Here is a 15,600-nt window from a genome sequence, read left to right as displayed (position 1 = left end):
CTTATTCCGCTCCTTCGCTCAGAAACTCACGCACATCCGCGATACGGCCATGGATGGCGGCGGCGGCCACCATCTCCGGGCTCATCAAGTGGGTGCGTGCCCCGCGGCCTTGTCGACCTTCGAAATTGCGGTTGGTCGAGGAGGCAATCCGCTCGCCATCCATGGCGATATCGTCATTCATGGCAAGGCACATCGAACAGCCGCTTTCCGGGCGCCAGTCAAAGCCCGCTTCTTTGAACACCCGGTCGATCCCCTCAGATTCGGCCTGTAGGCGGGTATAGGTCGAGCCCGGAACGACGATGGCGTTCACCGACCCAGCGACCTTTTTTCCTTTCAGGATTGTGGCTGCAGCGCGCAGATCCTCGATACGGCTGTTGGTGCAAGATCCGATAAAGGCGCTGTCGATTTTGATATCGGTCATCGCCTGACCAGCTTTCAGGTCCATGTAGTCCAGTGCTCGGGTCAGCGCCTCGCGCGCCTTGGGCGTCATCCCCTCGGTCTCGGCCGGAACTGAGCCGTCGACCGGCACCGACTGATCCGGGCTGGTGCCCCAGCTGACAAGTGGGGCAATATCGGCGGCGTTGATCTCGAATACCGTATCATACTCTGCGCCGGGGTCCGAATTCCACTCCAGACCACCAAAATCCAGCGTGCCGCTATGCGCGCGTCCCTTGATTTTCTCCAGCGCCTTTTCGTCGGCTCCAATCAGGGCAGCCCGTCCGCCCAACTCGACCGCCATGTTGCAAATCGTCATCCGCCCGGACATTTCCTGCGCGCGGATGGCTGAGCCGGAAAACTCGACGGCATAGCCATTGGCGCCGCCTGCGCCGACCACCTGAACGACCTTCATGATGATGTCCTTGGCGGTTACACCGGGGGCAAGATCGCCATCGATATTGACCAGCATCGTCTTCAGCCGCTTATAGCGCAGGGTCTGCGTCGCCAGCACATGTTCGACCTCGGATGTGCCAATACCAAAGCCCAGCGCTCCGAAGGCACCATAGGTGGTGGTATGGCTGTCGCCGCAGGCGATCAACATCCCCGGTGCGACAAGCCCCTGTTCGGGGACAACAACATGCTCAATTCCCTGGCGGCGGTCGCCCAGACCATAGAAGGCAATGTTGTGCTTCTTGCAATTAGCCTCCAGATTGTCGATCAGCAACTTGGACGCTGCATCATGCGGATCGCGCTGCCGTGTGGCATTCACGTGATCGACCACTGACAAATGAGCCTCGGGCCGCCGGACGGAAAGTCCTTTCTGATCCAACCCGGAAAAGGCCTGCGGGCTGGTGTATTCATTCATGATGTGGAAATCGACATAGATCAGCATGTCGCCGTCCGGCAGATCGCAGACCTTATGTGCGTCCACCAGTTTGTCGTAAAGCGTCCTGCTCATTCGGCGGCATCCTTCTGTTCGATCTGGCGCAGGAAAAATGCGCGTATTCGGCTGGCTATTTCGTCCGGAATCTCTTCGACCATGTAGTGCGTAGCATCGACGGCCTCGCCCTCGACCCGGTGCGCTCGCTCCTGCCAAAGCGCCATTGCATCGAAGCAGGTCTCGATGACCCCACGCTTGGCCCAAAGGACCAGCAGCGGTTGTTCTATCTTCCGCCCGTTGTCCTGATCGTCATGTTCAATGTCGATGGTCGCCGCGGCGCGGTAGTCCTCGCACGCGGCGTGGATGGCCTCGGGTGTGCTGAAGGCGGTGATGTATTCATCGAGGGCCGCAGCGATAAAGGGGTTTTCACCCTTGGCCTGATTGAAGCATTTCAATTTCCAGAACTGCGCGGGATCATTGCCGATGATCTGTTCCGGGATGGGGTGTTTCTGGATCAGAAAGAACCAGTGCCAATAGGCGGTGGCGAACTCCTTTGAGGTATCGCGATACATTTCACGCGTCGGCGCGATGTCCAACAGCACCATCGCCCGGACGTTCTTCGGATGATCCAGAGCCATTCGATGGGTAACGCGCGCACCGCGATCATGGGCGCCGACCAGAAACGCCTCATGCCCCATCTGAGACATGACCGAAACCATGTCCTTTGCCATTTCGCGTTTCGAATAGGGCATATGCCGATCATCTGAGGCGGGTTTGGACGACCGACCATATCCGCGAAGGTCAGGGCAGATGACATTGAACTGATCTGTGAGCTGCGGGGCAACCGCATGCCACATAGCCGATGTCTGCGGATAGCCGTGCAACAACAAAAGACCCGGATTGCCAGGGTCGCCCCCGTGACGAACAAATATCTTCTGCTCGCCGACATTCAGAGTCAGTTCCTCGAATTCCAGAAACATACCGGAGCGCTCCGCGAATATGGGTTGTTATTCACGATACCCGACTTTTACACCGATATTGATCGAATATACTGATCAATTCTTCCGAAAAATCATCGCCGCCCAAGCATGTACTCTCGCTCAGCATCTTTGATCGGGTCAGACCGGCCTGACAGAACGGGAGGAAGCTATGAAATTCTGGAAGACATCAAGCCTGGTTGTTGCGCTCGTTACTGGTGCGGGTTCCGCATTTGCCGCCTGTGATCCGGGCGAAGTCGTCATCAAGTTCAGCCATGTTACCAATACCGACAAACACCCCAAGGGCATCGCAGCGACGTTACTTGAACAGCGCATCAACGATGAGATGGACGGAAAAGCCTGTATGGAGGTCTTTCCGAACTCGACCCTCTACAACGACGACAAGGTGCTCGAAGCCATGTTGCAGGGCGACGTGCAGCTGGCCGCGCCCTCACTGTCCAAATTCGAGAAATTCACCAAGAAATTCCGTATCTTCGACCTGCCGTTCCTGTTCAAGAATATCGAGGCGGTCGATGCGTTCCAGACCTCGGACGCCGGGCAAGCCCTGCTGGATTCGATGCAGCGTCGTGGCCTTCAGGGTCTGACCTTTTGGCACAATGGCATGAAACAGATGTCGGCCAACAAACCACTGGTTACTCCGGCCGATGCGGATGGGTTGAAATTCCGGGTCATGTCCTCGGACGTGTTGGTGGCGCAGATGGAAGCCATCGGAGGTAGCCCTCAGAAAATGGCATTCTCGGAGGTCTACGGCGCGCTACAGCAGGGTGTCGTCGATGGGCAGGAAAACGTCTGGTCCAACATCTATGGCAAGAAATTCTTCGAGGTGCAGGACGGCATCACCGAGACCAATCACGGCATTATCGACTATCTGGTGGTGACCTCGGTCGACTGGTTGGACAGTCTGGACCCCGAAGTACGCGAGCAGTTCCTGACCATTCTGGACGAGGTTACAGCCACCCGGAACTCAGAATCCTATGAGGTCAATCAAAAGAACCGTCAAGCGATCCTGGATGCAGGCGGCACCATTCGCACCCTGTCGGATGAGGAACGCCAAGCTTGGATCACTGCCATGCAGCCGGTTTGGGATCAGTTCTCGGGCGATATCGGTCAGGACTCCCTCGACGCGGCGGTCCAGATCAACTCTGGCTTCTGAGCCATCCCATCGGCGGGCAGGACAATCCAGCCTGCCGTTTTCCTGAAAACTGCTGTTGGGAGGGTCGGCTATGACCAACAATCACTCGTTCATGGACCGGGTCGAAGAGGTCTTGATCGCTGGCATTCTGGGTCTGATGACCGCTCTGACTTTTGCCAACGTCGTCGCCAGATATGTCTTTAACTCGAATATCCTTTGGGCGTTGGAGATGACGGTTTTCCTGTTCGCCTGGCTTGTTCTGCTGGGGGCTTCCTACGCGGTGAAAAAACACGCGCATCTGGGGGTCGATCTGATGGTGAACATGGTGCACGGCAACGCCCGGAAACCGCTGGCGCTGGCCGCTGCCGCTGTATGTGTCGCCTTCTCATTTCTTATGCTGAAGGGATCTTGGGACTACTGGGCCAACTTCGCCAACCTGCCCGCCACCGAAGGGCGCTGGTTCCCGCTTGGGTTCGAGCAGGATTATCGCGAAAAGGGCTGGTACGAGACCAATGACATCCCGATGCCCGGTATCCTTGCCTGGATGGCAGGCGCCTTTAACGAAGGAGAAGCCTACGAAAAAATCCCGCGTTTTCTGCCTTACATCGTGCTGCCGATTTCGATGGCCTTGCTGTTGCTGCGGTTTGTTCAGGCGACATTCAGCATCCTGAACGGAAAGACGGATCGGCTCGTGGCCAGCCACGAGGTCGAAGAAGAACTGGCCGAAATTGAAGCCCAGAACGCGGAGGCAAAATAATGGAAACCGTCCTTCTCTTTGCCATGGTCATCGGATTCCTGGTGATCGGCGTCCCGATTGCAATCTCGCTTGGGATGTCTTCAATTCTGTTCCTGCTGTGGTTTTCCGACAGTTCGCTCGCCTCGGTCGCGCAGACCCTGTTTGCCGCTTTCGAAGGCCACTTTACCCTTCTGGCGATCCCGTTCTTCATCTTGGCGTCGTCGTTCATGACGACCGGCGGTGTGGCGCGGCGGATCATCCGTTTTTCAATTGCATGTGTTGGCCATTTCCCGGGCGGCCTCGCCATTGCGGGTGTGTTTGCCTGCATGTTGTTTGCCGCACTGTCAGGTTCGTCACCTGCGACGGTGGTTGCCATCGGTACAATTGTGATCGCCGGTATGCGGCAGGTCGGATATTCCAAGGAATTCGCCGCCGGCGTGATTTGTAACGCCGGTACGCTGGGCATCCTGATCCCACCCTCCATTGTGATGGTGGTCTATGCCGCCTCGGTCGAAGTGTCGGTGGGCCGAATGTTCCTTGCAGGTGTCATTCCCGGGCTGTTGGCCGGTCTGATGCTGATGGTCACGATCTATGTGATAGCCAAGATCAAGAACCTTCCCAAGGGCGAATGGAAAGGCTGGGGCGAAGTATTCCAGTCAGGCCGCGAGGCCGGTTGGGGCCTGTTCCTGATCGTGATCATTCTGGGTGGTATCTATGGCGGCATCTTCACCCCCACGGAAGCCGCCGCTGTCGCCGCCGTCTATGCCTTTTTCATCGCCACCTTTGTGTACAAAGACATGGGGCCACTGGCCGCCCCCAAAACCCGTAGCCTGTCCGCCGCTGCGGTGATCGAGGACGCGCCCGCCGGCCCACGTATTCCCCTTAGGAGCAAGCCTTGGGCGATTGTCACCGCAATTGTGCACCCGGACACTCAAAAGACCTTGTTTGATGCGGGCAAACTGACGATCACCCTGCTGTTTGTGATCGCCAACGCACTGATCCTGAAACATGTGCTGACGGATGAGCAAATCCCGCAGCAGGTTGCCAATGCGATGCTGTCGGCAGGCTTTGGTCCGGTGATGTTCCTTGTGGTGGTCAACATCATCCTGCTGATCGGTGGTCAATTCATGGAACCCTCGGGCCTCTTGGTCATCGTGGCACCACTGGTGTTCCCGATCGCCATCGAGTTGGGCATCGACCCGATCCATCTGGGCATCATCATGGTGGTGAACATGGAGATCGGGATGATCACCCCGCCGGTGGGCCTGAACCTCTTCGTCACTTCAGGCGTCGCCGGAATGCCGATGATGAGCGTTGTCAAAGCAGCCCTGCCTTTCCTGGCCGTGCTGTTCGTGTTCCTGATCATCGTCACCTACGTCCCGTTCCTGTCGACATTCCTGCCCAACACGTTCATGGGACCAGAAATTATTACCCAGTGACGCGGAATGCGCTGGCGGCATCTGTCGCTGGCGCGTTTTGTTCAGACGGTGGGTTCGATCGATATCCTTGATGGATTACACAAAGAGGCGTAAGCACCTGTTAAGACCGTTAACAGTTAGGTGATGCCATGTCTTATCCCTGAACGGTCTGCAGAGTTTGTTTCTCTTCATCCAAAATTTGTTCTGTTAGCCGGTGCAGGAATTTGTTGGTTCGGTGAAGCTAGCTCTTCTCTCTGCCACGCACCTGCATTGACGCTGGATGGTCTCGAACACCGTCTACATAAATTCGCCAGGTTAAAACGCACGACGGTATCAATACTGGATAAATTCCGAAAAGGGGCCGAACTCCGTGATTGCAGCGCGGGTTTGGCTTGGTAACTGCGCGCGTTGGGTACATTCACAGAACAAGCTCTTTCATTCCTCTCCGCAGCGTTCAATCAAATGGGCTCTTCACCTTTGTCGCTGCGGGTGTAGCGTGAGCGCAAAAGGCCAAAGGCCTATCGTCGAAGCGGCACTCAGCCGAAGTTTAAAAGATTGCAGGGAAAGGATGTTTTGGGCTCATTTTGCCCGTTTCTGCGCATGGTAGGCTTGATTGGTGTGCTCAGCCATTACAAGGGCCGTCGCAATGCGAGGGCGCATAACTTCCGTCCTTACGATGCACTTCGTGCCCACTTAGCGGCGGGTTGAAGACGCAGACAAGCCTCAATTCAGTATCCGTGGTCCGCACCAAGTGTCGATCATGTTGATCCAATGCGTAAAGGGTAAACGGCTCAAGAGAACGCCAAGCTTCTTCGTCAGGCGCTTTGATCTGACCTTTGCCACCAATACAGTAGCACGCTTCCAAATGATGGGTGTATTCAAGCTCGAGCAATGAACCTTTTTTGACGATCGTATCTGTTAACGAAAACCCCATTCCATCCGAGGCGAGCAATATCCTCCGGCTATTCCATCTTGGTCCAGAAACGTCCCGATCTGTACCGATGATGTCTTCCAGTTTTGTGACAATCATCTTTCATCACCTCGTTGCTATCTTACCGCACGATTCATTCCGCCGTCGGAAAGAATACTCTGACCGTTGATATACCGCGCACCGTCGCTGGCAAGAAAGACACAAGCTTTTCCAATTTCCTCAAACGTCGCAGGTCGCTGCGCCGGGATTCCCCGACGGGCGTGCTCGGACAGATTTACGTTTTCGCAAAACCCAGGCAACAGGTTGTTCATGCGAATGTTGTGCCGCGCATAACGATCCCCATAGAGCTTTGAAAAACTGTGCAGAGCGCCCCGTAACATACTCATGGGGTATGGCGCACGTGGCTCAACCGCGTTCATGGACGAAATATTTACGAAAGCACCCCCACCTTGATCGATCAGTATGGGCGTGGCGATACGGGCAATCTTGACAACGTTCAGCACGTACATGTCCAGACTTTCGTGCCACAGTTCGTCGCTGAGTTCCAAAAGCGGCCCGTCAAAGTCAGGATCGAAACCGACGGTTTTGATGGCCTCGGGCACCGTTCCACCATGGCCCATATTGCTAACGATGGCGTCAATCCGTCCGTAGTTGCTCATGGTGTCGTCAATCATCGCCTGCAAGTCATTTACATCCAGAACAGAGCCGCGGCGGCCAATACCGCCAAGCTCCGCCGCAAGTTCAACCGAGCGGCTCGAAGGGGACATCAGCGAAACCTTGTAGCCAGCCTTTGCCATTTCAATGGCACAACCCCTGCCGATCCCTTGTCCGGTCCCTGTCATCAGCGCAACTTTGATCTCTGGCATGGTCTCCCCTTTCTTCCTGTGAATAGAGTGTGAGATTTGTTGAACCGAAGTCATCCTACCTCGCAAAAATCCGACTAATCTATCGAGTTCTCGGCATCATGATGTTAGTTTTTCTCATATGGCACGATCCCTTAGACACCTCCGAGCGCTTCAGGCTTTCAACGAAACTGCTATCCGCTCGAGTCTGACGAAAGCGGCAGATGAACTGAGCGTCACCCATGGGGCAATTAGTCGCCAAATCAAGCTGCTGGAACTGCACCTTGGCGTGACGCTTTTTTATCGCCGACCCAATGGCGTCGAATTGACCAATGCCGGAGAACGCCTATTTCAATCGACGCGGGGGGCGTTTTCGACATTGCAGTTGGGTGTATCAGAAGTGAGGCGACTACATCACCGCCGGTCACTTACAGTGTCTTTGTCCACATCGTTGGCGATCAAGTGGCTTGTGCCGATGTTAAGCGCTTTTCAGCGAGAGCATCCGGGCATTGCATTGTTGCTAGACACAAATGATGACTTTACGGATTTCCATACCTCCGAGGTCGATGTGGCCTTGCGGTTTGGCGAGCCCGGTTGGGGCGGGCTGTATTATGAACGAATAAAACAGGAAGAATTGGTTGCTGTGGCCGCGCCGTCTCTTGTTGAACACACGCAATTACCAATGTGCGCCGAGGCCATAGTTGATCTCCCGTTGTTGCACGACGCATTCAATGTCGGATGGGAAAGCTGGGCCACCCAGGTCGGGCTGAGCTCTGATCGGATCACTGCGCAGCACATCAAATACGTGGATAGCGCTGTACTGCTTGAGGCTGCGCTAAACGGACAAGGCGTCGCATTGGCGCGACATCTTCTGGCAGCAAGAGATTTGGAACAAGGTCTGTTGGTTCGCCTTGATAACAGCAGCGTTCCATTGGATCGCGGGCTCTATTTCGTTTGCCGACTTGGCGACCAAGAGCGGGTCACCGTGAGAATTTTCAAAAAATGGATTATGTCGATTTGAACTCTGGGTTCCAATAGAACCGGTGTTGGCAAAATTGGCTAAGGCGCTTCAACGTCGTCTTTGTCCGGCGACTGGCGAGTTCGGCTGCCATCGACTATCGCACTGGGGTTCAAAGTCCACTCCGGTGAAGTACGCCGTGGCCATTCACACCACTTCAGAACACTGTTCTGGTCCTTCTTCAAAAAGACCTCGTTCTTTGCACGCTTGGCCTACTCGAAAGCTTTTCGGTTACGAAACCTGGTTTCAAAATTCCGACAAGGGTTTCATTTGAGATGTAGCAAAAATAAGCTGAACAGTTCGGCCTGCGACGATATCTGTAGTTTGCTGTAAATGTTCCGTCTGTGAGTTTTAACTGTAGGTAGTGAAATGCCAAGTCTCAGAGAGATCGAGTTACTACTATGCCCGATCAAAATAAGTTGGGCTACCTCGCGTTCGCGTTGGGTAAGCGTATCGCCACCAAAATCGTTGAACCTATCGTCCTGTACGCCAGTAGTATCTTCCGCCATCAAACTCGACGGGTTAATTGCGAACTGCCTGTCAATTGCGGCTTGCAAGTATGGAAAAAACGTTTCCAAAGACTCGCAACAGGCTGCAGTTTGTGGACTGTTCCGGGGCGTTAGGAAGCTAAAATCCAGCATCGTGTCGTTGGGTAGTGACACGAGTGTGATTGTTTCGGCGATGTTCTTAGGCCAACCCGGAGTTCGATACCCAATCTGTTCAGTATCGTCGACATGGACGTCGACATCGCGTGTATGCACCCGAGTTCCACCTCCGCTTTCCAGTAATGAGGGCATAGGGTAAACACCACATGCTTTGCCCGCCAAAAATGCACGATACGCGGGATTGATCACGTATGTATAGTTCAGAAAGTTATGGAGCCCGCGTTCGTAGCTGATGGGGGTTGGGCGATCCGCCAAAGATACGGCAGATTGCTTTCTGCGGTAGAGAAAAATGTGAAAATTTCCGTATCCCAACTGCTGCTCTATCAAATCCGCCAGGTCATTAACAAAGCTGTCACTCCCGATCATTCCGATCAGATTCACCACCAGATCGTCAGTCAACGTGGGATACTCAGTGAACGGTTGGCATTGGAACATGGCGTCTGACCTTGGCAATATCTCTACCAAAATTACCGTCAGGATCTCGACGCGACAACATTTGACGCGCGCGTAGCACAATTCATACATCCTATGGGACGATTTCTGGATCACGAAACCCGACTAAAATGGTCTCGTTTTCAAACGCGAGATATGAGTCAAGCGTGCACTGTGTCAGAATGTTGACAGAGCAGGAATTACACGGGCGACTTGGAAACGATCCATCACATCTAACCTGTCAGAAAGTTCTGTTGCAGATCATCATTTCAGAGATTTGCGTTCGGTTCTGGGCGATGCGGTGCTTTTCAATGGCGATCATTTGGGCGATCAGGGCCTGCGAAGCGGGATTGCAAGCTCGTGGGCAGATTTGTATCCACAAGACATTTGGTTGCTGCCAGGGCGGCCTCTACGCTTGTTGCCAACGCTACTTCTCTGTTGTCTGCAGGAGATTGTCTCGTTGCAATCCGGCCCAAGTACGCGACAATTTTCGAAACCCCAGAAGCAATCGAGATTTCGGACAGCACAGTGTATGAACACCCGGATTTTGCCGCTTTGGCGCAGCGGGGCGAATGGCTGATCCAGAAAACGACTCGGATCAAAAGCGCATTTGACAGCATCAGACGTTGGATCGAAAGTGAAGAGCTTGATGAATGTGTGGAGTCCACAGGTGGATGTGTGTGCTTCACCAGCGATAAGCCACATGTCTCTGTCGTCACTGAAAAATTCTATCAGATGCTCTATGAAGCAATTGGCACATATTTGGGTGCCGGACCGTGGTACGAGATGCCTTTGCGTCGGTTACGGCTGGCCGGAACCACAGGAACTGCCGCAAGGTCAGGACAGCATCTCGAGCGCGATCCGGGTTACCTAAAAGAAACTGCGCCTGGTCACATCTCATCCTTTAGGACGATAGGATTCTGCTGACAGTTTGAGTGACACTTCATTCCGACAGGCGATCGCTGGGCGCCGACAACACGGAATACGACACTTGGAATTTCCAATTGACAATGTACGCGACAGGTTTCCTTCGCTTTCGGTGCAGGATGATGGCGTGCGACGTACGTATCTTGATAATCCGGCAGGTACTCAGGTTCCGGGTTCGGTTGTCGTTGCCATAGGTCACTATCTTCTCAACCATTCAAGCAATGCGGGTGGGAAATTCCAGACCAGCGTTGAGACCGACAAAGTATGGCTGACGGCGCATGAGGACATGGCGACTTTCTTGGGCGCGTCCTCAGCTGCTGAGATCATTGTCGGTCAGAGCATGACCAGTCTGACATTTCATCTCTCGCGCAGCATCTGCCACGAATTCCAGCCCGGCGATCAGATTGTGATCAGTCGGATGGAGCACGAAGGCAACGTCGGGCCATGGCTTGAAATCGCCAAGGACAAAGGGTTGGAAATCAGATGGGTCGATTTTGATCGCGAAAGCTGGCAAGTCGAACCCGACGACCTGATGGCGCAGCTCACCGACCGAACGCGGCTTGTGGCGCTGAACTATGCCAGCAATCTTACCGGGTCCATCAATGACGTAAAGCGTTTGACACGCATCGCCAAGGATGCAGGCGCGCTGGTCTTTGTGGATGCGGTACAATTGGCGCCGCATCACCTGGTCGACGTTCAGAAGCTTGGTTGCGATTTTTTGGCCTGCTCGTCGTACAAGTTTTTCGGACCGCATCTGGGCGCGATCTGGGGGCGTGAGGCGTTGCTGGCGTCGTTATATCCTTACAAGGGTCGATGCGTATCGGATGCAAGCCCGGATCGATATGAGATGGGTACACCTCAATACGAGCTGCTGGCAGGCCTGTCGGCGACTGTACGCTATTTTGAAGATATCGGCAGAGCTACCGGAGGCACCGGCGATCCGCGTTCTTTGATCGCGCGAGCATACGAAGCTTCGCGAACTTATGAGGAACCACTGACCACCCAATTTATCTCTGGTTTGCAGGATATTTCCGGCATGTCGATCTATGGGATTGTCAATCCAAATCGCATTGGTGAACGGGTGCCGACGGTTTCGTTCCGGCACGCCAGCGTGCGACCAGACGCCATTACCACGGCTCTGGCCAAAGCCGGAATTCATGCATGGCATGGCCATAATTATGCCTATGAACCTGCCAGAGCCCTTGGATTGCCACTGGATGAAGGTGTCGTTCGAATTGGCATCGCGCATTACAATACCGCTTCCGAAATTGATCAGACGCTAGAGCAGATTTCGAAAATTGTCACAGAAGCCGGATAAAAATCGGCCAATCCATTCACACAAGGAGGAACGAAAATGAACTTTAAATCCAAACTTGTAGCTGCCGGTCTGGCGGTGCTGGGGCTGGGGGCACCTGCGTCGGCAGAAACTTTGCGCGTCGGCATGGAATGCACCTATGCTCCTTTCAATTACCGTACCGAATCCGGTGAATTGGCGGGTTATGACGTCGATGTTGCCAAAGGCGTAGCCGAAATCATCGGCGCCGATCTGGAGTTCGTCTGTCAGCAATGGGACGGAATGATCCCTGCGCTGCTTGCCAACAAGTTCGATTTGATCATCGCATCAATGTCGATCACGGAAAGCCGGCTGGAAAAAATGGACTTCTCCAGCCCGTACCGCGACTCGGTTGGCCGGATCGTAGGGAAATCGGGGCAGGACCTGAATCTGTTCGATGCTGACGGCAATCCAATCCCCGAAAACTTTGATGGTCTTAGGGTTGGGATCGAACGCGCTTCGACCTATGAAAACTGGTTTAATGCCAAGCTGCCGGATGCTGAAGTTGTACTTTATGACGGATCAGAGCCGCTGTACCTGGATCTGGTCAATGGCCGCGTTGACGCGATCATAACCAACCCCATGAAAGCACATCTGCGATTCCTGTCTCAGGAAGAAGGCAGCGGCTTTGAATTCGTCAGCCCGCCAATCAACGAGGTTGAGTTCTTTGGCATCGGCGTGGGCATCGGCCTGCGTCAGGGTCAGCCTGAGCTGAAGGAACGCCTGAACGGTGCCATCAAGCAGCTGATCAACGACGGCCAGCTGACCGAGTACGCGTTGAAATACTTCCCATTCCCAATCCACAATGAGGAATGGGGCGACGGCTGAATTCCCTTGACGCGGCAGCACACAGTAACGCGCCGCCGCGTCTTAGAACCGATTTTGCACCGATCTTACTAAGTAATCGAAGGGACGTAGTGTGGAAGTCTTGGCCGGCTGGTGGGATGACTTCTTTTGGGGGTCTGTCGTTGTTCTGCAGGTGTTTCTGGCATCGCTGGTGCTGATGGTCCTGTTCGGGCTGATCGGCGCGGCGGCGAAACTGTCGAATAACCGTATCGCACAGAAGATCGCAGGCGCCTACACTGTAATTTTCCGCGGAACCCCTGAAATTTTGGTGATCTTGCTGCTCTATTTTGGGTCCGCGATTACCCTGACCGCGATTGCGCAGATGTTTAATCCCAACATAAAGTTTCTGGATGTGCCACCCTTCTGGGCCGGGACCATCGCCATTGCTCTGATTGTTGGCTCCTACGCGACCGAGACCTTTCGCGGTGCGTTCCTGGGGGTCAAACCAGGCAGCATCGAGGCGGCGCGGGCGCTCGGAATGTCGAACCTTCAGACGTTTATCTACGTTCGCGTTCCCGAGATGTGGCGTTTGGCGCTGCCTGCCTTTGGCAACCACATGCTCTCGCTGATCAAGGATACGGCCCTGATTTCGATCATCGGGCTCAACGAGACCCTTTTTGTCGCCAAACAAGCCATTGGGACAACCGGCAAACCCTTCACCATGTATATCGTCGTCGGACTGATCTATCTGGGCTTTTCGACGGTGATTACCCTGACCGTGATGGGGCTTGAACGCTTTGGCAAACGCACGACGAGGCTGTCATGAGTTTTGATCTTTCCCTCATCGTCGAATCCCTGCCCAAGATGCTGATGGGCATGGGCGTGACCTTTCAGCTTTTGATCCTGTCGGGGTTTCTGGGGCTCTTGCTTGCCATCGTGCTGATGCTGATGCGGATCAGCGGCAAATGGTATCTGGATTGGCCCGCTCAGGTTTACATCTATGTCTTCCGCGGCACGCCGATCCTGGTGCAGATCTTCATCGTATATTACGGGTTTCCGCAGTTCGAATTCATCCGAGAAAGTGTCTTCTGGCCGATCTTTCGCGACCCGTTTGGCTGCGCGATCTTTGCTCTGACGCTGAATACCGGCGCATATGTCTCAGAGATTTTGCGAGGCGGTGTTTTGGGTGTGGATCGCGGTGTGCTCGAGGCCGGCGAGGCCCTGGGTCTTTCCAAATCGCAGCGCTTTGTCTACTTGACCGCACCGATTGCGACACGTCTGGCGCTACCCGCATATGGCAACGATATCATAAGCTTGCTGAAGTCCACTGCGCTTGCCAGCACCATCACACTAATGGATATGACGGGCATAGCGCGCACCATCGTGGCGCAAACCTATGCGCCCTACGAAATCTTCATCTCATTGGCGATCATCTACATGATCCTGACGTTCATCATCCAGAAGATACTGGCCCGTATCGAACGATATGTCGGCCGCTATGCCGTAAGGGAGGGCTGATATGACATCCTCGGAGCCTCTGATCCAGATGCAAGGGGTCGGTAAGCATTTCGGCACCTTCCAGGCACTGAAGAACATAAACCTGAGCGTTACAAAGGGTGAGCGGATTGTTGTCTGTGGTCCTTCAGGGTCGGGAAAGTCCACCATGATCCGATGCATCAATCGGCTTGAAAAGCATGATGAAGGTAAAATTGTTATCGACGGGATCGAATTGACCGACGATCTGAAGGATTTGAACGCCGTACGCCGCGAAGTTGGTATGGTATTCCAAAGCTTCAACCTGTTCCCACATATGACGATCCTCAACAACCTGATGCTGGCGCAGAAACTGGTGCGCAAGACACCGAAGCCAGAAGCGCGAGAAATTGCGATGCACTATCTCGAACGCGTGAAGATCCCCGAACAGGCTGGGAAATACCCGATTCAACTTTCCGGCGGCCAGCAGCAACGCGTCGCGATCGCCCGTGCGCTGTGTATGAAGCCTGAGGTGATGCTGTTTGATGAACCTACATCGGCATTAGATCCGGAAATGATCAACGAAGTGCTTGAGGTCATGGTCGCTCTGGCGAAGGACGGCATGACGATGATCTGTGTGACACATGAAATGGGATTTGCACGATCGGTCGCGGATCGCGTGATCTTTATGGATGCCGGCGAAATCGTTGAAGAGGCTGAGCCGGAGACGTTTTTCAACCAGCCAAAAAGCGAACGCACCCGAACGTTCCTCAGCCAAATACTGACGCATTAAGAGGCCCTTATGACTTCGCGCCTTCCTCCGTATTCCGAGTTTTTGACATTCGCCGAGAAACTGGCGGACCTTAGCCGTTCCATGCTGCTGCAGGCCCATCAGCACAAACCGGAAGTTGAGATAAAACCGGATGCATCTTTTGTAACCGCCGCCGACAAGGCCGTAGAGGCCGCCTTGCGCGCGAGGATCATGGATGCCTATCCGGATCACGGAATTCTTGGTGAAGAATTCGAAAACACCAATCTCGATTCCGAATTTGTCTGGGTGCTGGATCCGATTGATGGCACGGCCGCATTTATCGCCGGCATTCCCGTCTACGGCTCGTTGATCGCGTTGGCTTGGCAAGGCGCGCCCTACCTGGGTGTTATGGAACATCCGTTGACCGCAGAACGTTGGGTTGGAGTTGCAGGGGAATTCGCCCAGTTCAATGGCAACCCGGTTCGTGTCCGGTCGTGCGCCTCGATCGGGACGGCATACGCGACGTGCAGCAATCGCGATTTTATGAGCGCTGCCGAACAGGTTAAATTCGATCGCGTCCGCAAGCGCGTGCAATACGTGCAATATGGCGGATCCTGCTATTCCTACGGCGTTCTATCCTCGGGCCGGACCGATCTGGCGCTGGATGGCGGCCTGGATGCGTTCGATATCTATGCACCAGCGGCCGTGATCACCGGGGCGGGCGGGCACGTCACCGATTGGGAGGGGCGGCCTCTTTCATTCGATATGAATGGTTCGGTTCTCGCGGCCGGTGACCATGCACGCCTGGAAGAAGTTGTGTCGATCCTGCAGGATTGATGC

General features: G+C 54.5%; 16 protein-coding genes. 11 read left to right on the top strand and 5 right to left on the bottom strand.

Going from position 1 to position 15,600, the window contains the following annotated elements; genetic code table 11:
• Position 1: 1 nt before the first annotated feature.
• Positions 2 to 1,396, bottom strand: coding sequence for a 3-isopropylmalate dehydratase large subunit (gene leuC / locus ACR0LX_RS12560; protein ID WP_480784007.1), 1,395 nt, complete (start codon positions 1,394 to 1,396; stop codon positions 2 to 4).
• A complete protein-coding gene (locus ACR0LX_RS12555) occupies positions 1,393 to 2,298 on the bottom strand; it encodes an alpha/beta fold hydrolase (protein WP_480784006.1) in 906 nt (301 codons plus the stop codon). Before ACR0LX_RS12555 ends, leuC begins: the two co-directional genes overlap by 4 nt.
• Positions 2,299 to 2,467: 169 nt before the next feature.
• Between ACR0LX_RS12555 and ACR0LX_RS12550 the strand changes: the two genes are divergently transcribed.
• The 3 genes from ACR0LX_RS12550 (at position 2,468) to ACR0LX_RS12540 (ending at position 5,623) form a co-directional block, all read left to right on the top strand.
• Entirely contained in the window at positions 2,468 to 3,469 is a 1,002-nt protein-coding gene (locus ACR0LX_RS12550) for a TRAP transporter substrate-binding protein (RefSeq protein WP_480784005.1), read from the top strand.
• A 70-nt stretch (positions 3,470 to 3,539) separates the two neighbouring features.
• Entirely contained in the window at positions 3,540 to 4,205 is a 666-nt protein-coding gene (locus ACR0LX_RS12545) for a TRAP transporter small permease (RefSeq protein ID WP_480784004.1), read from the top strand.
• Positions 4,205 to 5,623 (top strand): TRAP transporter large permease, encoded by a 1,419-nt coding sequence (locus ACR0LX_RS12540; RefSeq protein WP_480784003.1) that lies wholly within the window; start codon positions 4,205 to 4,207, stop codon positions 5,621 to 5,623. The genes ACR0LX_RS12545 and ACR0LX_RS12540 overlap by 1 nt, the downstream gene beginning before the upstream one ends.
• Positions 5,624 to 6,224: 601 nt before the next feature.
• On the opposite strand, the gene ACR0LX_RS12535 is transcribed toward ACR0LX_RS12540, so the two are convergent.
• Together ACR0LX_RS12535 and ACR0LX_RS12530 are read right to left on the bottom strand one after the other, a co-directional pair.
• Complete coding sequence (locus tag ACR0LX_RS12535) at positions 6,225 to 6,632, bottom strand: ectoine synthase (RefSeq protein ID WP_480784002.1); 408 nt, start codon at positions 6,630 to 6,632, stop codon at positions 6,225 to 6,227.
• 17 nt (positions 6,633 to 6,649) lie between these two features.
• The gene (locus ACR0LX_RS12530) at positions 6,650 to 7,399 is read right to left on the bottom strand and encodes an SDR family oxidoreductase (protein ID WP_480784001.1); all 750 of its coding nucleotides are present in this window, start codon (positions 7,397 to 7,399) and stop codon (positions 6,650 to 6,652) included.
• A 118-nt stretch (positions 7,400 to 7,517) separates the two neighbouring features.
• Between ACR0LX_RS12530 and ACR0LX_RS12525 the strand changes: the two genes are divergently transcribed.
• Positions 7,518 to 8,396, top strand: coding sequence for a LysR substrate-binding domain-containing protein (locus ACR0LX_RS12525; protein ID WP_480784000.1), 879 nt, complete (start codon positions 7,518 to 7,520; stop codon positions 8,394 to 8,396).
• A 263-nt stretch (positions 8,397 to 8,659) separates the two neighbouring features.
• On the opposite strand, the gene ACR0LX_RS12520 is transcribed toward ACR0LX_RS12525, so the two are convergent.
• On the bottom strand, positions 8,660 to 9,457 hold the full coding sequence (locus ACR0LX_RS12520) for a helix-turn-helix domain-containing protein (protein WP_480783999.1): 798 nt from the start codon (positions 9,455 to 9,457) through the stop codon (positions 8,660 to 8,662).
• A 393-nt stretch (positions 9,458 to 9,850) separates the two neighbouring features.
• On the opposite strand from ACR0LX_RS12520, the gene ACR0LX_RS12515 reads away from it, so the two are divergent.
• The 7 genes from ACR0LX_RS12515 (at position 9,851) to ACR0LX_RS12485 (ending at position 15,597) form a co-directional block, all read left to right on the top strand.
• Positions 9,851 to 10,417, top strand: a complete 567-nt coding sequence (locus ACR0LX_RS12515; protein WP_480783998.1) for a hypothetical protein — start codon at positions 9,851 to 9,853, stop codon at positions 10,415 to 10,417.
• 64 nt (positions 10,418 to 10,481) lie between these two features.
• The gene (locus ACR0LX_RS12510; RefSeq protein WP_480783997.1) at positions 10,482 to 11,735 is read left to right on the top strand and encodes a cysteine desulfurase-like protein; all 1,254 of its coding nucleotides are present in this window, start codon (positions 10,482 to 10,484) and stop codon (positions 11,733 to 11,735) included.
• A gap of 36 nt (positions 11,736 to 11,771) precedes the next feature.
• Positions 11,772 to 12,578, top strand: coding sequence for a transporter substrate-binding domain-containing protein (locus ACR0LX_RS12505; RefSeq protein WP_480783996.1), 807 nt, complete (start codon positions 11,772 to 11,774; stop codon positions 12,576 to 12,578).
• Positions 12,579 to 12,669: 91 nt separating this feature from the next.
• Positions 12,670 to 13,362 (top strand): ABC transporter permease, encoded by a 693-nt coding sequence (locus ACR0LX_RS12500; RefSeq protein WP_480783995.1) that lies wholly within the window; start codon positions 12,670 to 12,672, stop codon positions 13,360 to 13,362.
• Positions 13,359 to 14,054, top strand: a complete 696-nt coding sequence (locus tag ACR0LX_RS12495) for an ABC transporter permease (RefSeq protein ID WP_480783994.1) — start codon at positions 13,359 to 13,361, stop codon at positions 14,052 to 14,054. The genes ACR0LX_RS12500 and ACR0LX_RS12495 overlap by 4 nt, the downstream gene beginning before the upstream one ends.
• Before the next feature lies 1 nt (position 14,055).
• Positions 14,056 to 14,802, top strand: a complete 747-nt coding sequence (locus ACR0LX_RS12490; protein WP_480783993.1) for an amino acid ABC transporter ATP-binding protein — start codon at positions 14,056 to 14,058, stop codon at positions 14,800 to 14,802.
• 9 nt (positions 14,803 to 14,811) lie between these two features.
• Positions 14,812 to 15,597 (top strand): inositol monophosphatase family protein, encoded by a 786-nt coding sequence (locus ACR0LX_RS12485; RefSeq protein WP_480783992.1) that lies wholly within the window; start codon positions 14,812 to 14,814, stop codon positions 15,595 to 15,597.
• Positions 15,598 to 15,600: the final 3 nt, after the last annotated feature.

Source organism: Ruegeria sp. CH11 (assembly GCF_056537105.1).
Note: the sequence above shows the minus strand (reverse complement) of the source record. Positions and strands in the feature narration are given on the sequence as shown.